Origin of the sequence: Microcoleus sp. B13-B6 (genome assembly GCF_036705405.1) — a bacterium.
Classification (GTDB): Bacteria; Cyanobacteriota; Cyanobacteriia; order Cyanobacteriales; family Microcoleaceae; genus Microcoleus.
Window position 1 is genome coordinate 64,300 of the sequence record NZ_JAUBUJ010000011.1, and the last position, 19,776, is coordinate 84,075.

General features: G+C 46.4%; 22 protein-coding genes and 1 tRNA gene. 16 read left to right on the plus strand and 7 right to left on the minus strand.

Annotated elements, in window-relative coordinates:
- Positions 1-167 precede the first annotated feature (167 nt).
- The 3 genes from QUB35_RS07165 to QUB35_RS07175 all read left to right on the plus strand — a co-directional run bounded on the left by QUB35_RS07165 (position 168) and on the right by QUB35_RS07175 (position 1,364).
- The gene (locus QUB35_RS07165) at positions 168-698 is read left to right on the plus strand and encodes a LuxR C-terminal-related transcriptional regulator (RefSeq protein ID WP_333140686.1); all 531 of its coding nucleotides are present in this window, start codon (positions 168-170) and stop codon (positions 696-698) included.
- A gap of 70 nt (positions 699-768) precedes the next feature.
- Positions 769-1,029, plus strand: a complete 261-nt coding sequence (locus tag QUB35_RS07170) for a type II toxin-antitoxin system ParD family antitoxin (protein ID WP_333140688.1) — start codon at positions 769-771, stop codon at positions 1,027-1,029.
- Positions 1,030-1,055: 26 nt separating this feature from the next.
- A complete protein-coding gene (locus QUB35_RS07175; RefSeq protein ID WP_333140690.1) occupies positions 1,056-1,364 on the plus strand; it encodes a type II toxin-antitoxin system RelE/ParE family toxin in 309 nt (102 codons plus the stop codon).
- A gap of 30 nt (positions 1,365-1,394) precedes the next feature.
- Here the strand turns inward: QUB35_RS07175 and rlmD are convergent, their stop codons facing one another.
- Positions 1,395-2,807, minus strand: coding sequence for a 23S rRNA (uracil(1939)-C(5))-methyltransferase RlmD (gene rlmD / locus QUB35_RS07180; protein WP_333140692.1), 1,413 nt, complete (start codon positions 2,805-2,807; stop codon positions 1,395-1,397).
- A 23-nt stretch (positions 2,808-2,830) separates the two neighbouring features.
- Here rlmD and QUB35_RS07185 point away from each other — a divergent pair, with 23 nt between their 5' ends.
- Both QUB35_RS07185 and QUB35_RS07190 read left to right on the plus strand, forming a co-directional pair.
- On the plus strand, positions 2,831-3,031 hold the full coding sequence (locus QUB35_RS07185; protein ID WP_333140694.1) for a hypothetical protein: 201 nt from the start codon (positions 2,831-2,833) through the stop codon (positions 3,029-3,031).
- A 259-nt stretch (positions 3,032-3,290) separates the two neighbouring features.
- The gene (locus QUB35_RS07190) at positions 3,291-3,776 is read left to right on the plus strand and encodes an allophycocyanin subunit alpha-B (protein WP_190746013.1); all 486 of its coding nucleotides are present in this window, start codon (positions 3,291-3,293) and stop codon (positions 3,774-3,776) included.
- Positions 3,777-4,010: 234 nt separating this feature from the next.
- Here QUB35_RS07190 and QUB35_RS07195 read toward each other — a convergent pair whose 3' ends face one another.
- A complete protein-coding gene (locus QUB35_RS07195) occupies positions 4,011-4,274 on the minus strand; it encodes a hypothetical protein (protein ID WP_333140696.1) in 264 nt (87 codons plus the stop codon).
- Between the two features lie 323 nt (positions 4,275-4,597).
- Here QUB35_RS07195 and QUB35_RS07200 point away from each other — a divergent pair, with 323 nt between their 5' ends.
- A complete protein-coding gene (locus tag QUB35_RS07200; protein ID WP_333140698.1) occupies positions 4,598-4,999 on the plus strand; it encodes a helix-turn-helix transcriptional regulator in 402 nt (133 codons plus the stop codon).
- 123 nt (positions 5,000-5,122) lie between these two features.
- Here QUB35_RS07200 and mazG read toward each other — a convergent pair whose 3' ends face one another.
- Positions 5,123-5,950, minus strand: coding sequence for a nucleoside triphosphate pyrophosphohydrolase (gene mazG / locus QUB35_RS07205; protein WP_333140700.1), 828 nt, complete (start codon positions 5,948-5,950; stop codon positions 5,123-5,125).
- A gap of 70 nt (positions 5,951-6,020) precedes the next feature.
- Positions 6,021-6,740 carry a metal-binding protein gene (locus QUB35_RS07210; protein WP_333140702.1) on the minus strand — a complete coding sequence of 240 codons (720 nt, stop codon included), beginning with the start codon at positions 6,738-6,740 and terminating at the stop codon, positions 6,021-6,023.
- Positions 6,741-6,812: 72 nt separating this feature from the next.
- Here QUB35_RS07210 and QUB35_RS07215 point away from each other — a divergent pair.
- The 5 genes from QUB35_RS07215 to QUB35_RS07235 all read left to right on the plus strand — a co-directional run bounded on the left by QUB35_RS07215 (position 6,813) and on the right by QUB35_RS07235 (position 10,047).
- Positions 6,813-6,884 (plus strand) — tRNA-Val (locus QUB35_RS07215).
- Positions 6,885-7,070: 186 nt separating this feature from the next.
- On the plus strand, positions 7,071-7,454 hold the full coding sequence (locus QUB35_RS07220; RefSeq protein ID WP_333140704.1) for a hypothetical protein: 384 nt from the start codon (positions 7,071-7,073) through the stop codon (positions 7,452-7,454).
- Positions 7,455-7,609: 155 nt separating this feature from the next.
- Positions 7,610-8,659 carry a CAF17-like 4Fe-4S cluster assembly/insertion protein YgfZ gene (gene ygfZ / locus QUB35_RS07225; RefSeq protein ID WP_333140706.1) on the plus strand — a complete coding sequence of 350 codons (1,050 nt, stop codon included), beginning with the start codon at positions 7,610-7,612 and terminating at the stop codon, positions 8,657-8,659.
- A 173-nt stretch (positions 8,660-8,832) separates the two neighbouring features.
- Positions 8,833-9,210, plus strand: a complete 378-nt coding sequence (locus tag QUB35_RS07230; protein WP_333140709.1) for a hypothetical protein — start codon at positions 8,833-8,835, stop codon at positions 9,208-9,210.
- Positions 9,211-9,285: 75 nt separating this feature from the next.
- Positions 9,286-10,047, plus strand: a complete 762-nt coding sequence (locus tag QUB35_RS07235; protein ID WP_333140710.1) for a DUF72 domain-containing protein — start codon at positions 9,286-9,288, stop codon at positions 10,045-10,047.
- Between the two features lie 100 nt (positions 10,048-10,147).
- Here the strand turns inward: QUB35_RS07235 and QUB35_RS07240 are convergent, their stop codons facing one another.
- From QUB35_RS07240 to QUB35_RS07250, 3 genes are all read right to left on the minus strand, one after another.
- Positions 10,148-10,288 (minus strand): hypothetical protein, encoded by a 141-nt coding sequence (locus QUB35_RS07240; RefSeq protein WP_333140712.1) that lies wholly within the window; start codon positions 10,286-10,288, stop codon positions 10,148-10,150.
- Positions 10,289-10,317: 29 nt separating this feature from the next.
- Positions 10,318-11,895 (minus strand): reverse transcriptase domain-containing protein, encoded by a 1,578-nt coding sequence (locus QUB35_RS07245; protein WP_333140714.1) that lies wholly within the window; start codon positions 11,893-11,895, stop codon positions 10,318-10,320.
- Positions 11,896-12,418: 523 nt separating this feature from the next.
- A complete protein-coding gene (locus QUB35_RS07250) occupies positions 12,419-12,673 on the minus strand; it encodes a hypothetical protein (protein WP_333140716.1) in 255 nt (84 codons plus the stop codon).
- An 18-nt stretch (positions 12,674-12,691) separates the two neighbouring features.
- Between QUB35_RS07250 and QUB35_RS39090 the strand changes: the two genes are divergently transcribed.
- From QUB35_RS39090 to QUB35_RS07270, 5 genes are all read left to right on the plus strand, one after another.
- Complete coding sequence (locus tag QUB35_RS39090; protein WP_445252018.1) at positions 12,692-13,006, plus strand: Uma2 family endonuclease; 315 nt, start codon at positions 12,692-12,694, stop codon at positions 13,004-13,006.
- Between the two features lie 940 nt (positions 13,007-13,946).
- Positions 13,947-15,452, plus strand: coding sequence for a mannitol dehydrogenase family protein (locus QUB35_RS07255; protein ID WP_333140718.1), 1,506 nt, complete (start codon positions 13,947-13,949; stop codon positions 15,450-15,452).
- Positions 15,433-16,176: an HAD family phosphatase gene (locus QUB35_RS07260; protein WP_333140720.1), complete on the plus strand. Its 744-nt coding sequence runs from the start codon at positions 15,433-15,435 to the stop codon at positions 16,174-16,176. Before QUB35_RS07255 ends, QUB35_RS07260 begins: the two co-directional genes overlap by 20 nt.
- Positions 16,177-16,522: 346 nt before the next feature.
- Positions 16,523-18,019 carry a mannitol dehydrogenase family protein gene (locus tag QUB35_RS07265; RefSeq protein WP_333140722.1) on the plus strand — a complete coding sequence of 499 codons (1,497 nt, stop codon included), beginning with the start codon at positions 16,523-16,525 and terminating at the stop codon, positions 18,017-18,019.
- Positions 18,020-18,450: 431 nt separating this feature from the next.
- Positions 18,451-19,767 (plus strand): transposase, encoded by a 1,317-nt coding sequence (locus QUB35_RS07270; protein WP_333140724.1) that lies wholly within the window; start codon positions 18,451-18,453, stop codon positions 19,765-19,767.
- The last annotated feature ends 9 nt before the right edge of the window (positions 19,768-19,776 follow it).

The window sequence follows — 19,776 nt, forward strand, 5'->3', positions numbered from 1 at the left end:
CTGCTGTATCTGCACCCTAAGCTCTTGACAAACACCGCTATTTGTTACACCAGAGCGATCGCCACACCGGTTTCAGCAATGATAAACTAAGTTATACTCAGATAGCAACTAACTAAAGCTATAATTTTAGTTAGGCTTTAGCTATCAACTAAGCGAGACATACTGCGATGACATCCAGCGACGAGATGTTTGCCGAGGCTGCGAATAACTGGGACTTGGAAAGGCTCTACAAAGCTATGGCAGAAGCAAAGTGGCAAGTTTCTCCTCGTGCGAGAAAGGGACTTACAGAACGGGAAAAGCTTTTTCTCCGAGGTTTGCTCTGCGGCCACAGCCCTGCTGAAATAGCTAGCCAACTCCATCAAAGTCGTAAAGGTGTTGAGGTTTATGTATCTAAAACTTTATATCAATACTTTAAAAAAATTACAGATGTACCTAACGAAAAGGTAAGCAACTGGAGAAATATTCATAACTGGCTAGAGGAAGCTGGATATAAAACTATGCCCTCTGTTAAATCTCACTCAAGCAATTATTCACCCCAAATTCCGTTAGTAAACATAGTTAACATAGGTTTGAATAATCAAACTCATACCATAACAATTGACATTCACCTTCAACTAACATTACCTTCCCTTTCAGAGCCAACAATTACAGAAGACATGGATACAAAAGATCGCCCCTCAACCAACCAATCTAACTGAAGGGCGTGAAGGGCCGCTATCCCGTAGGGAATCGCCTACAATAGAATCAACACCCCTCATCTGAAATACCATGCAAATTGTTTTGCCACCTGAAGCCGAAGCCCTCGTGCAGCGCCAACTCACCAGCGGCAAATACAACAGCGCGATCGACGTTATCCTTGCAGCCATTAAACTACTCGAACAACAGCAAGACATTTATCAAGGACGACTGCAAGAACTGCAACAAGACGCACTGATTGGTCAGCAAGCATCCCAACGCGGTGAAGTTGTAGACGGTGCAACCGCAATGGCACAAATTCGAGCTAATTTGCGTAGGCGTAGCCAGCCGTAGGCATCGCGTTACAGTTCAAAAGAAACATGAGTCCAAAATTTCGCCTCACTCAACCCGCAATTCAAGACATTGAGCAAATTGCAGACTACATCGCTAGTCGATCGGGACTCGATCGAGCCGATCGCTTTTTAAGCAATCTTGACGCTAAATTCGCCAAAATTGCTCAATTTCCCAATATTGGACGACAAAGAGACGAAATTTTACCCTTGCTTCGCAGTCTCTCAATAGACAACTATCTCATCCTCTATATGCCGATCGGACAGGATGTAGAGATTTTTCGAGTAGTCAGTGGTTATCGAGATTTGTCAGCCCTGTTCACCGATGCTGATGATTGAATTTAACTAAACAACGATCGCCCTTTTGATTTACCTCACCAAAAACGCCGCACACTCAACATGAGAAGTCTGAGGAAAGAAATCCGCAGGCTGCACTCGCGCTAACTTATAATCCCCATTTTCGCACAAAATCTTCAGGTCGCGAGCCAAAGTAGCAGGCTTGCAGCTAACATAAACAATGCGATTTGGTTTGATTTCCTTGATAGCTTCCAAAACCGCGCGATCGCACCCTTTCCTCGGCGGATCTAGCAGCACAATATCCGGTGTCAATCCCAAGGATGGCAGCAAACTCTCTACAGTTCCGGTGTGAAAATCGACATTTCTCACATCATTCAACTCAGCATTTAATTGGGCTTGTTCGATCGCCGCCGGTTGCACTTCTAAACCTATGGCTATTTTTACTTGTTTTGCCAGGGGTAAAGTAAAAGTACCAATTCCGCAGTAAGCGTCAACCAAAATCTCGTTTCCCTGCAAATTCAATTCCCCTACCATCACCTCTAACAACGCTTCAGCCGCCTCTGTATTTACCTGAAAAAAAGTATCTGCTCTTAGCTGAAATTTCAAACCCGCAAAACTTTCTCGCAGATAAGAACGACCAGCAATGCAGCGAGTTTCGGAACCAAAAATCACATTAGTTTGAGCGGGGTTTATATTCAAACAAACACCTACCAGTTGAGGATATTGTTTCAGCCACTCTGATGCTTGCTCTTCGAGTCCCGGCAACTCTCCAGTGCGAACTATTAAAGTTAGCAGCATCTCGCCGGTGCGCCGTCCGATTCGCAAGGACAAGTGACGCAATTCTCCTGTATGTTTCTTTTCGTCGTAGACTTGCCAATCCCGCCAGTGGATGTCTTCTTTGACTTCTTTTAACAAAGGATTGAGACGCGGATCTTGCACCGGACACTGATTGAGATTGACTAATTTGTGCGTGCTTTTTTGATAGTAACCTGCTTGGACTTGACCTGTTGCAGATATTGCCACGGGATAAGTCGCTTTGTTGCGGTATCCCAAAAATTGGGGAAATCCCTCGATTTTTCCCGTTAAAATTTCATCCACTTGGGGATTGCTAAATCCGCCAATCCGTTCTAAGGCTTGAATGATTTGATTTTGCTTGGCTGCAAGCTGATATTGATAGTCTACGTGCTGCCACTGACAGCCGCCGCACTTGTCGGCGACAATGCAATTAGCTCGAATGCGGTGTTCGGATGCTTCCAGAAGTGTGTCCAGCTTGCCTGTAGCATAGGTGGATTTGACTTGCACGAGGCGCACAAGGACTCGATCGCCCGTCACGGTATCTGGCACAAACACTACTAACTCACCAAAACGACCAACTCCGTCGCCGGTGTCTGTCAAGTCAGTAATCTCTATCTCTATCAGTTGACCTTGCTGGCAAGGGTTTGCCAATTTCGTCGAGTTTGGGGTCGGGAATTTAGATTTGGTCACAAGTAGTCGTGGTAGGATTTAATATGGTAATGCAATATCGCTCTCTCTTTCCTGAGATAAGTCGTAGCGAAGCGGGGCTCCATCCATCGCACTCAAGCTCAATAGCAGGCTGTATTCCTGCTGCTGAACGTCTTGCTGCTAAAGCCAAGCTTCAACCTGCAAGTCAAGCCTGCCGTGAGTTGCCCCTACCCGTGCCTGTGCGATATGCTGTTGGGGCGAGCTAGCAAAAACTCGTTAAACAGTCAAAGTGTCTGCCGACATCTAAACTCTCACTCGCAGTTTTTGAGTTTTTCCCGCAGTACCCTGGAACACAGGGAAACTGGCTTGAACATCAAGCATAACGTTTGCGGAGATTTACCCGCTACTTCTAATGTTGATAAATGTTAGAAGCAAAGTAAATCGCCCCACCAAGAATCTCGTCTTTAAGGGATGAGAATGTCAATTAATCTTACTCTCAAATATCCTCAATTTTTTTGAATAACAATGAGCGTAGTTAGCCAACTAATTCTCCAAGCCGACGACGAACTTCGCTATCCCAGTACCGGCGAACTTCAAAGCATCAAAGATTTTTTTAAAACCGGAGAACAGCGGGTGCGTATTGCTACTGCGCTGTCTGACAGTGAGAAAAAAATTGTTGAAGAAGCTAGCAAAAAACTCTGGAAAAAACGCCCTGATTTTATCTCTCCTGGCGGCAATGCTTACGGCCAACGCGAACGGGCTTTGTGTCTGCGCGACTACGGCTGGTACTTGCGCCTGATTACCTACGGTATCTTGGCGGGTGACAAGGAGCCGATCGAAAGCATCGGTTTGATTGGCGTTCGGGAAATGTATAATTCTCTCGGCGTTCCTGTTCCTGGCATGGTCGAAGCTATCCGCTGTTTGAAGGAAGCTTCTTTGGCTTTGCTCAATCAGGATGATGCTAAGGAAGCAGCTCCTTATTTTGATTATATCGCTCAGGCAATGTCTTAATTGCTTTGGCGATCGCTTTCCTGAATGTGGCGGAGCATTCGCGGGTGATTTTTGGGGTGATTTTATCTCGCAATTGCTCGCAAATGTTTCGCTTCTGTTTTTTGGCAAGGAAGAGTTGACAGTTGACAGTTGACAGTTGACAGTTGACAGAATCAAAGGCAAGGGTTTGAGCAATTAACAGCGTCCTCACGGTTGGGTGCGGTTGCTAGTGTTAGGAAATCTGCCTCATTTCCGCTAGGAAGCAATGCTGTTTAAGCTTTCCCAGATGTTGAGTTCGTCTTGTTTGTCACTGCACATTTGATTTAAAAAGTCAAGTGTTTTTGGGATAAATTGTTTTTTGAATTTCCGGCTGTCGTAGTGAATGGATGTTTTGAGCTGCGAGAGTTCTCCAAGGGTGGGGCAGGTTTGGATTTGATGGGCGATCGCATTTTGCCATTCTTCCAGCCTGCGGTAGCTGACAAACAGGCCGCCTCTATCCCGATGGTGGACGAAAACCACGAAAGCCCATGATTCGACTCGCTTAATCAGGTTTTGGCTGATTTTGAGCAGTTGGGCGATGGCTACGCCCCGGCTTACGCCTACGACTTGACGGTGATGCGGAGCTTTTTCGAGGGTTGGATGCGGCGAAACAGTGCTGTCATGGCTGTATACTCAGGGCTTGAGAGGCAAGTTCGGTTTAGAGTCAATTACATATTACTATATCAGACTCTTATTGCACTTGTGAAATAAAGTTAATTTAAACTTCTTCAGCTCAGATGTTGCTCGTGCAACCCTCAATCATTGATGCTGTGCTAGTTTGAGAGTTAACGTAGGTAGGAAAAATGTCAGGACTCTCTAACAAAGCTGTGGTAGACAAAGAGCAGGAATTGCGTCCCGTTCGCTTCACGGAGACGGGGCGGATGCGTTTGGGCAAGATGTTAAAGGCTGCAAGACAGACAATAGGTTGGTCTGTTAGCGAAACACAGTTCAAAACAAGGGGGTACGAAGAGGCGCTGTTCACAGCTACAAATCAACCCGTACCCAAAGATGTGGGTATCAGTGCCGCAACAGTCAACCGTTACGAACGCGGGAAGCTGGATAATTTGGATTGGCGATCGCTCTCTCTGTTATGCTTTGTCCTCAAGCCGATCGATCCGGTGACAGGGGAACCCCTGGAACCGACAAATGCTTTATATATCGCTTGCGAACATCCCCCGTACAATGACGCGAAGCTTTACGAATAGTTGATTTTTGATATCTGATTAAAGAAAATTAGTTAGATTGGGAGTTTTTAACCGCAGAGGGCGCAGAGGGCGCAGAGTTAGAGAAGAGAGAGATTAATCATTCTGATACCAACGGATTTGATATTACGCATCGCCCTTTTGTTGAGCAATTAAAGCTTTAGCTTGCTGCCACAGAGATTCTAACTCTTCTGGGGCATAATCTGACAAAGGTCGATCGCACGCAGCCTCCACCATAGCAAACCGCTGCACGAAGCGATCGTTTGTTCCTTGCAAAGCAGCCGACGGATCTAAATCGTACCAGCGAGCTAATTGAATCAACACAAACATAATATCTCCCAATTCCGACTGCTGGGCTGCCTTATCCTCGTGTTTGAGAGCGTGTTCAAATTCTGCCATTTCTTCGTGAAATTTATCCCAAACGCCGTCTACACTGTCCCAATCAAAACTCACTTCCGCAGCTTTTTGAGAGATTTTCATCCCGGCGGCGATCGGGGGCAAAGTGCTGGCATAACGGCTCATTTTCGAGGATAAAGTTGCCGGCTTTTCCGCAGTTGTGCCTTTTTCTGCTGCTTTGATTTTTTCCCAGTTTTCGTTGACTTCATCGACGCTGTTGATTTCGACATCGCCGAAGACGTGGGGATGTCGCCGAATTAGTTTTTCTGTAATGCCCGCAGCTATTTCGGCGAAGGTAAACTGATTGGATTCGCTGGCAATTTGAGCTTGCAGAATTACCTGTAACAGTAAGTCGCCCAATTCTTCGACGATCGCATCTTTATCTCCTTTGCGAATCGCGTCGGCGGTTTCATAAGCTTCTTCGATTATGTGAGGAATTAGAGTTTGGGGAGTTTGAGCTAAATCCCAAGGACATCCGCCGTCGGGCGATCGCAATGAGGCCACAACTTCTATAAGTTCTTTGAGTGCTGCGAGCGATCGACTTTCAGAATTAGACATAATAATTTACCTTTTATATCAACCGCCAAGACGGTTATAACGTTGTTAATGGCTCCAACCATTGATTTTATTACATCTTCCTTCTTCTTCCTTCTTCCTTCTTCCTTCTTCCTTCTTCCTTCTTCCTTCTATCCTTTACATCCGTTACATCCGTTACATAATCCGTTGCCGAACTTCCTTCTTCCTTCTTCCTTCTTCCTTCCGCTAGAGATTTGCTAGATGTGCGAGTGGGAGCTTTGATTTTGGGCCTCTTAATTGTCTTAGGAGGGCGCAAACCGCTCAATCCTTTCTTTTTGAATCTTTTGTAAGCCGAGCCGCCCCAATCGCTCAGATAGTGGCTCATCGCGCCCAATTCTAGACCGATGTAAACGGCTAAAATTTCGATGTGGTGTTCCCAGATCGATCGCCCGTAACTCAAAACCACATCCTGCCAATTCCCGCCTAAGTTCCCGACTTTTTCGGCAATTGCCAATCCCAACACTCCGAGAACCGCGATCCAGATAGCGAGGTACAAGATTCGCAAAGCAGTGCCGATCAGAGGGCCGTGGGACAAAAAAGAGCGGTGGCGAAGGCTTTTTTGGTACGGAAGCCAAATCGGTTTGAACCATCCCCAGCGCTGATACTGGCAGGAGTAGATATCCAAGTCAGGGCCAAACATCAGCCCGCCGAATAAGAAACTGCCGGAAACGAGCAAAGTCAGGTTGCTGCTGCTCGTCTGGCCAAAGGTGAGGGCTGCCACCAAGGGCAAACTCCACAGGGTTATTTGATCGTGGGTGCGGCCAGAGGGCATTTAAAGTTTAGGATTTTTTTTACTTGATCTTTCTGAGTTACTGTGATATGATAAATCGGTGTGAGTGCAATTGGGTGATTAGCTCAGTGGTAGAGCGCCTGCTTTACACGCAGGATGCCGTAGGTTCAAATCCTACATTACCCATCCGATAACTCAATATCAACAGTTTCAGCCGTTTTTAGCCGTCAAGCCGAGAACGGCTGTTGCTGTTGAGGGTTGACTGTTGAATTGGGTGACGACTCAATTTAACATTCTGTGGCGGATGTCTCAAAAGTTGGCACCCCATGCTAGAAAATTAATTTATTGATTTTCTTTTTTAGAACCCTGTATATGAAGCCTAAAATAACCAGTTCGATCGCGTGGCAGCAAGCTGAACTGCTCATGCAGCCAGCGATGATCCGAGTGATCGACAACATCCGCAAACAATTAGAGGAGTCAGTTTGGACGGGTACTTATCAAGAAGTCCAGATTCCCATTCCGGGCTATCAACTACTTTTAGAGCTTCAAGGCGAGCAAAGATGTATCGATATTTGGGAACTTTGCTATCGAGTCTGCTTTGTCAACTACCAGCCCGCCCACAGTCAAATCCAAAGCCAAGAAGTTGTAATTGACACTAGCTTGATTGAGGATGACACTGGGGATGTAGATTGGAATCGTCTAGATGCCAAAGCCCGCCAATTAATACAAGAAATATTCGCCAATTTGGGTAAATAGTCAGTTGTCAGTTGTCAGTTGACAGTTGACAGTTGTCAGTTGACAGTTGTCAGTGGTGAGCTTTCCAGCTAACAGCCAACAGCTAACAGTCAACAGTCAACAGTCATCAGTTAGTTAACAGTCAACAGCCAACAATTAACAGTCAACAAAATCTTATGATTCAAGAATTGCACGACATTCAAGCAGCGACAGGTGCTACTTTTGCAGAGTTAACAACCAAAGAAATTGTCCCAGTCAGTTTTGGTAACGACGCAGAAGCGATCGCAGCAACGAAACAAGGTGCCGCTTTGTACGATCGCACTCACTGGGGACGCATTCAAATCTCAGACAGCGATCGCCTGCGGTTCTTGCACAATCAAAGTACCAATAACTTTAATATACTCAAACCCGGTCAAGGTTGCGACACCGTTTTCGTCACATCCACCGCCCGGACGATCGACCTCGCCACCGCTTACGCTACAGAAGATGCCGTACTGCTGCTAGTTTCAGCCAACCGCCGCCGCCAACTGCTGGAATTGCTCGATCGCTATATTTTCCCAATGGATCGCGTCGAGTTAACAGATTTAACCGATACAACTGTTGCTTTCAGTGTCCTCGGCCCGGAAAGCACTCAACTATTAGAAAAAATCGGAGTTACCGAACTCGAAAATCAACCTTACGCTACTCACAAATTGATAAATTTTGCAGGTATTGACATCCGAGTTGCGGTTGGTAGCGGTTTAGCGACTCCCGGATACACGTTAATTGCGCCAGCAAGCGATGCAGCCAACTTGTGGAAGGAATTAGTCCAAGCTGGGGCCGTACCGATGGGCGATCGAGTTTGGGAACAACTGCGAATCGAACAAGGACGCCCCGCACCCGATTTTGAACTCACAGACGATTACAACCCCTTAGAAGCCCGTCTTTTACACACGATTACCTATGACAAAGGCTGCTACATCGGTCAAGAAACAATTGCCCGGTTGAACACCTACAAAGGAGTCAAACAGCAACTTTGGGGCGTGCAGTTAAGCGGTGCGGTTGAACCCGGAACAGCAGTCACAATCGGAGAGGATAAAGTCGGCAAACTCACCAGTTTTACGGAAACTGAATCCGGCTTTTTTGGTCTTGCTTACATCCGCACAAAAGCGGGCGGCGAAGGACTGAAAGTGCAAGTCGGATCGGTGTCAGGGGAAGTAGTAAATGTACCTTTCTTAAGTTCGTAGTTGCGCTCGGTCGCCTGTTGGCGGCGCAGCGCCAAAAACTTTTTTGTTGAGGTTGATTTGCGAAGAATGCTAACACCATAAATTGGTTCAAAGTCCTATCTTTAGATAGATTTGCAAACCAACAACAGCAATTAATCTATATTAGAGTCGTCACAAAAAAACAGAGTTTTTCAATGAAAAAGTTTACATCGCGCTTAGTTACAATTTGCCTGCGAGTAGGAATCATCTTTGCTGTAGGAATAGCGCTGATTTTTAGCTCAGAATTGGGATTGTCGGGCGACAAAATGCAAGCGATCGCTACACCTTTAACCCCAGAAGCTAAGTCTTACGAAGTTGCCCGTCCCGCTCAGCAGCCAACAAGCGATACAGAGAAGGATGCCACGGGTGTACTTGACAATATCCGAGAAAAGCTGAATCTCGACCAACCCATTGCCCCCAGTACCAAAAAATTTATAGAATCGGTAAAAGATAACGTGGGCGAAGCAGTTACGCCGGGACAGGAAGCAGTAGAAAAAGCGGCAGAGCGAGGTAGCAGCGATCGAGCCAACTAATTCAATCGCATATCAAATTCTTAGTCCCTCTCTGGTGGGACGAAAGTTTGTGTAGTAGCGATTTCAAGCCGAATCATGGAAGCGATAACGAAACCGGATTTGATTGTTCATATTGGCACTTCAGGTTGGAGTTACGACCATTGGGAAGGTGTGCTTTATCCCCACCAGCTACCGCCTCGCTCTAGGCTCGATCGCTACATCCAGCACTATCAAACCGTCGAAGTTAATAGCACCTACTACCGCTGGCCACCAAACACTACCTTCGCTAACTGGCGAGAGCGCCTCCCCCAAGGATTTCTGATGACCGTAAAAGCGCCCCGTGGTCTAACGCACTCCAAGCGTCTTTACTCCCCAGAAAAGTGGTTGGAACGCATGAGTGAGGGACTTCAATGCCTGGGCGATCGACTGGGTATTCTGCTCGTCCAGCTTCCTCCCCAGTTCGGCTGCGATTTGGCCCGGCTAGCTTACTTTCTAGAACAGGTGCCCTCCTGGATCAAAGTAGCTGTGGAATTCCGACATCCAAGCTGGCACACAGAAGAGGTATTTTCGCTGCTGGAACGCGAAGGAGCGGCTTACTGCGTGATGAGCGGCGCCCACCTTCCGTGTATCCTGCGCGCAACAGGCTCATTTGTCTATGTGCGCCTCCACGGCCCCGACTCCCACAATCTCTACGGCGGCTCCTACTCGGATGATGATTTGCATTGGTGGGCCGATCGCATCCACGAGTGGGAAAGCCAGGGGCGAAGCGTGTTCGTCTACTTCAACAACGACGGAGAGGGAAATGCAGTGAGGAACGCTTCAAAGCTAAAAACCTTTGTGGAGAATGGTACTTCCTGACAGACTCTGATTGAGAGCGTTCCCATTCTTTTGGGCGCATTCAAAACGCTCCGCACTTCCCTGAAGCTGAATTAGAAATCGGAGATGGCGTTCGTCTAGGTTATTGTTGGACGATCGCACTCACCCCGAACCCGCACATCCAACTCAACATCACCCACCACAAGCCGATCGCATCCAACTCAACATCACGATCGCACTTTTGGCTCCATTTCAAACAAACCCCGTAGGGTGCGCTTGACATTGGGAAACAGTTTGAGTCGATGGGAGGTATTATCCTCCGCACCTCTCAGTTAGATCCGGACGTGCTGGTTTCCCCGCATCCGGCTCCCGATGTTCTTGGCTTGCGCCTTTGCTCATGTGGAGATAATCGTGGCAGCTTTCGTGAACCGCTAGAAGGTTATTTATTTTCCAATTACTGTGGTTTCCATCTACGTGATGCAGATGTACCTTTTCATCGCCTAGCATTTTTAGACCACATTTCCCACATTTATGGTTTTGCCGTTTTAAAGCTTTAGAGGTTTCGCCGTTATAGAGTTTGCTGTTACGCTCACTCCAGTAAGCTATATCTCCGTCGTAGGGTGATTTCTCCCCTTTGACATTGACAAATTTGTTTTCGGAGTGAGGAACCGCCGGGAACGCCTTTTCTACCAGTTTCCTGGCAGTATAGCGGTTCTGTTTTGATTCCTTGTTAAATACCTTGAAGGCTCTATTGTTGAGGAACCACAGCGAAAACCGTGACCCATCTAACTTACAGTAGCGATGGTAATTTCTCCAACCTCTAACTACAGGGGCTAATTTCTCAGCCTTGTCCGTAGCACCATAATTCGAGTTGTTAACGATGTGTTTTACCTTCTGACGAAACGCTTTAAAATTGTCCGCTGATGGAACGCATCTAAATTTCCCGTTGTTTTGCACTTTGAAATGCCAACCGAGGAAGTCAAATCCATCTGTCGTAGCAGTTAGCTTGGTTTTCTTTTCACTAACCTTCATGCCTCGTTCTGCCAGAAATTTGCTGACTTTATCAAGTATTGCCTCCGCATCATCTTTAGGTTTCAGAATTATTACCATGTCATCCGCGTAACGGACTGATTGATGTATTTCCTCAATCCCATTGAGAGCGATATTGGCTAATAATGGACTAACCACACCCCCTTGTGGGGTTCCTTGTTCTGGAAATCCTGGATTGACTCCTGCTTTTAGACAGCGGAATATTCCGGTCTTGATGCCTCTTGGGGCGATGAGTCGTTCCATTATGCTGGTGTGGTTTATCCTGTCGAAGCATTTTTCGATATCGAGCTCGATAACTCGTTTTTCTATTCCGTTGCAACAAGAGCGTAGATTATTAAATAGGATTTTTTGCGCGTCATGCGCCGACCTTCCTGTTCTAAATCCATAACTCCTAGCGTGGAAAGTTGCTTCGTGCGCTGGCTCTAGCGCGTATTTTGCGAGGCATTGCCAAGCTCTATCGGCGATAGTAGGTATCTTAAGGAGGCGGGTACTCCCATCCTTTTTAGGGATTGGTATTGAACGTAACTTCTGATGTTTCCAGTTGTTATTTTTGTCTCTGAGTTCTTCACTCAGGGAAAACCTTTCCTCAAATGTGAGTGAGGCTTGGACATCGATTCCCGCAGTCTTTTTGCCAGCATTTAGTTGAGTTACTTGACGTATCGCCAACATTCTTGCAGCCCGAGATTTCAGAATTAGCTTTTGAAGGGACTTCGCTTTCGGCTTGTCTCCAACCTGAATCGCTTTAAACACTCGTTTTTGTAGGCGAAATAAATTACGGCGGAATTTCTTCCACGGTAACGTCTTCCAAGATTCACTAACATTGCTGTTGTGTCTAATCATGCTCTGCTCTAACTTATGTTTTCTGAACACCTCAGACCAATTACGGTCTGTCCTACCCGAACTAAGGGAGTTCCGCTGCTCGTCTAGCCTACGAAAGAGTTCGACTTCCCCTTGACCCTCAGCTCGTTTTTCTTCGTTCCCTCGGTTAGATTGATTGTTCCTTTAGGTGGAGCCACTTTAACTACTGGATTCCCTGGACTCTTGCCGATATTATTTCGATATTCGGCGGGAATAATTTCCAGTGGAGTCGGGTGGTTGGTCTGTGTCCCGCTCCGGAGTAAGTTACTTTTCTAGGCTCTGTTTTCACCATCGGAACTCCCCATTAACGCCAGTGTCACCCCACATTGGATGTCTGATTGCGTCCTGTTCCCAGCTTCATTCTCCAAGAATCGAGCTTGGTCGGTGTGGGCAGATAGGGAGTCATACCTGAGTCTGGTAGAAGGGGCTTGCACCCTTATCAGACCGAGAGTTCAGCCTTGTGGCTGGAAACGCTATGTACGGACTGATTACCGTGATTCACGTTTCAACGAATCGCACCGAAATACTCCGTCAGTTTCTCGATGCGATAATTAAACGCTTTGTAGGGGCGTTTGAAGTACAATTGCACCTTCCCTCGGCGTTCCCACACTCCCAGCAAGTTGATGGCAACCTCTGAGTAATGTACTCTCACATCCCGCTGCACTTCGGCTATCCCTTCCTCCATTAGTCGAGTAGTAATTCCAATTTTATAGAAGCTGTTGCCGTCAGCTTTTACCTCAAGAAAGTAGAGCGAGTTCACTCTTGATGCGCCTCAATTGTGCGCGGTAAATATTCAAATCTGCCCGCCGTTCGTCCAAACAAGATAACTCTTCCGCGCGGCCAACATCTACGGAGCGATCTAACTAACAGGGAATTGAAAGCCCCTGCTTATTCTCAGTCAGGAATCAGGGAGTATTGGATTCTAGATATCAATGCCCGTCGATTGTATGTGTTTCGGGAGCCAGGGGCAGAGTGTTATGCTAGCCCGATTGTATTGGCAGAGTCGGATTTAATCGCAGCTTTGACATTTCCAGATTGTCAACTGTCTGTGGAGGATTTGCTCAGGAGGAGTGCACCGCCCAGTTGTGAGTGAGGAAACTTTAAAAATTTATGGACAGACTGAAACGGACTTGCAATGCTGTATCAGCCATCCGCTACAGACAGCACTTTTCAAGGCAAGCGTTGTTTTTTGGACGCTTGCTACACAAACGCCAAACTCTAACTTAACTGCTTGTAACGAAGTATACACTTGATTGTGTTTATAAGTCCCTCTAAAGAATTATTTGTATATTCTCCTGAAGACAGATGATAGCAGCGACCAAGGTAAATAACATACAAAGTGTACAGAGTTATTAGGTAATCTAAAGGCAGAATTTAAAAGCAGTCTATTTGCGCCTTATAGGAAAGACATTCGACTGACGACGCACTTGCCCAATGTAAACAAAGTGGCAGTATGTGGTGTAGTCTTGTGCCTTACTTCACGTTAATGACTACTTGATATTTGATAGTTAATTAATTAAGTTTACCTGATTTCTTCTTTCTCTGTTCTACCTGTAAAACCCTATTTACCCAGTTGTTATAAGTACCTCTAAAGAATTGTTTGTAGATTCTCCTGAAGACGGATGATAACAGCGACCAAGGTAAATAATATACAAAGAGTACAGAGTTATTAGGGAATCGAAAGGCCGAATTTAAAAGTAGTCTATTTGCGCGTTATAAAAAAGACATTCGACTGACGACGCACTTGCCAAAGCTAAACAAAGTGGCAGTATGTGGCTTAGTCTTGTGCCTTACTTCAGGTTAATGACTACTTGATATTTGATAGTTAATTAATTAAGTTTACCTGATTTCTGCTTTCTCTGTTCTACCTGTCAGACCCTAATTACCCTGTGGCTAAACGTTTCCTTGTAGATGCCACAGAGTATACCTAAAATTTTCCCAGTTTAAGATATTTGTCCTGCTTGTAGGTCATGGGCTATACCCAGACAGACCTACTCTTTTTTACCTGATTATCCACTTCTTTAAGAACTGTCATGGTTAACTTACTCAGACCGCCCAGTGTTTCTTCGAGTTCTCGCTTCGGTACTGTAACTGGTTTGTGGAGGCAACAGTCTCTTTACGACAGGAGGACGCTTAAGACTGGTATCGTCCATTTCGGGCCAGGTCGTTTTTTTAGGGGGCACCTTGCCTACATTATACATAACTATCTTGCACAGAAGGATTCCCAAGAGCAGAGATGGGGGATTTGTGGGGTTAGCCTCCAGAGTCAACAGACCATTACTAGGTTGAAACCGCAGAGATTCCTTTACACTTTGACCAAACACTCTAGTTGCGCTCAAAATCGTGAGGAAGCGGAAGTTATAGGTTCTATCAGGGAAATAGTTAATGGTAGAGAAAAGTGCGAGTATGTGCTTGAAAAGATGGCGTTTCCCTCGGTGCATCTGGTGACTCTTACTATTACTCAAGGAGGCTACCATCTAGACAAGAATTTTAATCTCGACACCACGAATGAAGACATCGCGCACGATTTGCAAAATCCTTCCACTCCAACTACTGCAATTGGCTTTATCGTAGAGGCGCTACGCCGACGGCGCGATCGCAAAATGACCCCGTTCACCACACTTTCTTGCGACAACCTCCCAAGAAACGGGGAAATCCTGCGAAAAGCAGTGCTAGCTTACGCTGAAGAGATCGATCCTCAACTTGCAGAATACATCAGGGATAACGCCACGTTCCCTAATTCTGTTGTAGACAGGATTGTGCCTCAAGAGCAAGAATCCGACTATAACTACCCCAGCCGACTGTTGCAAGTTCGCGATCGCGCACCCATTGTAACCGAACCATTTTGGCAGTTTGTCGTGGAGGACAACTTCACAGGCGATCGACCCAAGTGGGAAGATACGGGGGTGATTATGACTAGCGACATCACTCCCTTTCTGTATATGAAGTCGAGATTCTTGAATGCAGTACACTCCTTCATAGCCTGTTTAGCTGTAAGAGCAGGTATAGAGTATATGCACGAGGCGATCGCCCTACCGGAATTCCAGTTGTTTACTCGGCATCTCATGGACGATATCGCAGCAGCAACACCAGTGCCTCGCCAGATGTGCGAACAATATATGGAACAGGTTTTACTAAGGCTGAGTAACGAGGATCTTCCCGACACTACTGAGAGAATCTCTTCAGAAACCGCGAGGAAAGTAGGCAAGTATATATTTCCGATACTTCAGGATGCTTATAGCCGAAAGGTCAGCATGAAGCGGATTATACTTCCTGTTGCAGCGTGGCTTCTTGCAGTCAGAGAAGAGGCGAGCGAGTCTGGTCAGCCCTATTATGCCAAGGATACCCAAAGCGCAATTACAGCCATTCAAAAAGGCGCCGTAATTAGTGGGATTCTGGGATTGGACAATTGCGAACACACAGAGGTCGTAGATAATGAATGCCACAGGGCTTTGCAAGATATCCAGACCCACGGACTATTGACTACGCTTAAGAATTACTGTGAGGGAGGTCTTTTAAATGAAACAGCTTCAGCATGATTTGGTGGTGCTTTTCGATCATGACGGAACTGTTGTTGACAGTGAAACCATAGCACTTAAGAGCGCATGGAGGCTGACAAATGAAGTTGCTCGTGAGTTCCCTGGCGCTCAATACTATGAGCTTGAGGACTTTGTTAAATGCTTCGCCGGAAAACCCTACAGGGAAATACTCAAAAAGCTCTACCCTGATCCATTAACCAGTCTTAATGAGCGCGATATTGACAAGCTAGTGGCTGAAGAAGAAAAGAGAGCGATCGAACGGCTTACTATAGAGGCAAAAGCGACGGTCGGAACGCCCCAAGTGCTGTCTTCCCTGCGCGACGACGGATTTAAATATGCACTTGTAAGTAACAGCAGCTTACAGCGGCTGAGTGCTTGCCTTGGTGCTGCTGCCCTGACTGACTATTTCCCAAGCCAGCAGGTATTTAGCGCTCACGACTCTCTCCCGGTTCCGCGTCCCAAGCCGCTTCCTGACATCTACCTATATGCAGTGAAGTGTCTGGACGCTGAAGTTTCCGATTGCGTGGCAATTGAAGATTCTATCAGTGGGGTAAGGTCTGCCGTTGCCGCTGGAATTGGGCAGATTATCGGTTATGTAGGGGGAACTCATATAAGCGAGGATGAACGAAGCAGCCGTGCAGATGCTCTTGTGTCGGCTGGTGCCCACAAAGTTATCGATCAGATGCACGATCTTATCGGTCTATTATCACCAACCCCAGTGTAAGGACACGGGGCATCAGGCGATCGCTTGATGCCCTTAGCCTGGTGTGTGAAAAATTAGATTTTGTCAAGAATAGCTCGGGCGACAACTTCATCGGCGATCGGTTTTGCGATCGACTTGCCATGCAGAGCCGCCAAAATTGAACAAGAATTTCAAAGGTGGTACCCGCCACGTGATTTATCCGTGGAATCAATCCAAAATCGAAAATCGAAAATCCTCAAGCCCCCGCATTTATCCGTGAGGTCGCCTCTAAAATCTAAAATCTAAAATCTAAAATCGATTGACTCCACCTTTTTCAACCATCCTGCAATACTGATAATAAGCCGTGATCACAAGGTCATAAATTAAGATGAACAGCAATACCAGCACAGACTCAACAATCAAGCTGAATCAAGCATCCCTGTCTCTTTTACCTGGAAACGTGCGCGTACCCAAGTACGATCGCCCTCAAATTACCAATGGCATTGTGCATATTGGGGTTGGTGGATTTCATCGATCGCACCAAGCGCTCTATCTCGATGATTATTTCCATCAGAATCCTGGTAGTGACTGGGGAATTTGTGGGGTTGGATTGCTTGACAATGACTATGACAGGCGAATGCGGGATGCGCTTCAATCCCAAGACTGTTTGTATACCTTAGTTGAGCAATCGCCTGAGAGCGATCGGGCTCGGATTATTGGTTCAATTACTCGATATCTATTTGCACCAGACAATCGTCAAGCAGTTATTGAAGCATTAGCAGATCCCAAATGCCGAATTGTTACTCTAACGATCACTGAAAGCGGCTACTACTACATTGAAGGAAGTGGCAATTTCGATGTAAACCACCCGACGATGCAGCACGATTTGCAACATCCTGACCAACCAATTGGGACATACGGTTTTTTGACAGCCGCACTCGAAAAGCGGCGTAAACAGGGGTTGGCCCCCTTTACAGTCTTGTCCTGCGACAATATCCAGGGCAACGGCAACATGGTGCGGAAAATGCTAACGACATTTGCCCAAATGCGCGATCCAGATTTAGGAAGTTGGATTGCTGAACAGGTTGCGTTTCCCAACTGCATGGTCGATCGCATTACTCCGCTGACAACCCCAGCAGATATCAAAATGGTGGCCCAACAGTTTGGTATTGATGATGCGTTTCCATGCGTCGCGGAGCCTTTCACCCAGTGGGTAATCGAAGATACCTTTTGTGCAGGCAGACCCGATTGGGAATCCCTTGGCGTACAGATGACTAAGGATGTTCATCCCTATGAAATGATGAAAATTCGGCTGCTCAATGCCAGCCATATGCTGATTGGCTATCTCGGCTCTCTGGCAGGTTATAACTACGTTTATGAAGTCATGGCTGATCCCTTGTTCCAGCAAGCAGTCGCTAACCTGATGGACGAGGTGACACCAACGCTCCAACCCGTTCCTGGGATCGATTTAGACGATTATAAAAAAACTTTAATTGAACGGTTTTCCAATCCCAAAATTCGCGATCAGCTTCCGCGCCTTTGCCTGAATGGATCGGCGAAAATTCCTAAGTTTGTTTTGGGTTCGATCCGCGATAAATTACAACTTGGAGGTGCGATCGATTACCTAAGTTTGACGATCGCTGCTTGGTGTCGATACATCAATAGTCATGATCAACAAGGGCAACCTATTCCCATTGATGACCCATTAGCAGACATCCTCACTCAACGCGCCAGTGTGAGTGAATTAGATCCCAGACCATTACTGGGCCTATCTGAAATTTTTGGAGATTTAGGAGAGTCGCCGCGTTTCGTCGAGGCTGTTGCTGACAAGTTGCGTAGTTTGCATGAGTTTGGTGCTCAAGGAACGCTAGCGAGATTGTCGTAGGAACTATCCGCATCCGTGAGGAAACTTATTAGAGAATGCCACGGCTGCACTACGTTAAAGCCGTGGGATTCTCCCGTCTAGCCCACCTCTATGTCTACGAGTGCAAAGGGAAATTCAGGAGGCAGTACAGCGCAATATTGATTGAGGTCATTCTTTCCTATGTTCCCTCTCACCAAATCATCTATCTTAAGGCAGATTCTCCTGAGTGATTAACTCAGATTCAACTAAACCAAAAGGAGTCCCGCGCTCTACCTGTACTCAGGTGAGCGTCGGGAGGAATTTGCGTGAGCCAGGAGAGCCGCCCAGAACCAAACCGATAGCTTTAGGTGCCGAAGGTGAGGGGCGGTCGATGAGCGAACAAATTATTTTTGCTACACCACTTGCTTTTGCCATCTTCACGAGATAGAATTTTCTTAGAGTTTGTGAAAGTAATGCCTCAAATAATCACCGCCAAGTTAAAACTAAACCTGAATACCGAGCAAAAAGCTTTGGTGTCTCAGACTACATTAGCCTATCGGGATGCCTTGAATCATACTTCGCGAGTTGCTTTTGATGCGAACAAAACCAGCAATGGTGCTAAGTTGCAAAAAGCTGTCTACAACGAATTGCGAGTTAGATTTGGGCTTGGCGCTCAGATGGCTTGCAACGTACCCAGACAAGTATCGGCAACCTACAAAACTCTCTGGACTAAGGTAAAACAATCTAACGACGCTATTTCCAAAGGGTACACAAAGAAACGATACAAAGGGCTAGATCAACCCCCTAAATACATCTCTCGAACCTGTACCTTAAATTATCAGCGCGACTACTCGTTTAAATCCGAGCAGATGGTGAGTCTTATCACCCTGGCTGGTAGAATAGTAGTTTCCTATGACGGCTACAACAAGCATTTGGATTTAATTGCCAATGGTTCCAAGGCCCTGGCAGCTAAGATTGTCTATCAGCGTTCCTCTAAAGTTTACTATTTGATGGTAGCTGTTGAGGTAGAAACCCCTGAACTTGACCCGCTGAAAATAACCAGAGTTTCTGGTGTTGATGTGGGAATGCGCTACTTAGCCGTAGAAACAGACTTACAAAACAAGTCTAATTTCTACTCAGGCTCAGAAGCTAGACATAAAGCCAACCGCTATCACAAGGCTAGACAAACTCTTCAGCGTAAAGGCACTCGTTCGGCAAAGCGCAGACTAATTGCTTTGTCGGGAAGAGAAAGACGGTTTATCGCTGATGTGAACCACCAAATCAGCAAGGATATTGCAAAGCCTCACAGCATAATTGGGCTAGAAAATCTAACCGGAGTTAGGGATAGAACGAAGTCAAAGTCTGGCAAAAAGGCTAGCAAGAAGCAGCGAAAAGCTAATCGAAATAAAGCTAAATGGTCGTTTGCCGAACTGCACGGCTATATTGACTACAAAGCTAATCTGAACGGCTCTTTGGCTACTAAAGTCCCAGCTCATTATACTTCGCAAAGTTGTCCAAAATGCGGACACACATCAGTAGAGAATAGACCGAGAAAAGGACTATTATTTCGCTGTGAATGTTGCGGACATGAGCTTCATGCTGATTTGGTGGGTGCGAGAAATATTGCCATGAGAACGTTACTCGTCCGGCAGGACTGGACGAGTACGGGGATCTTGTCAGCATCCCCTAATGTGTCGGGCCGTGAAACTAAAGCTGAGATTCTGCAAAGGTTCTCAGAATTGCGGTGGAGCTCAGATACAAGCCCACATCTCCGGCGGTACTCCGCTTGATGCTGGGTA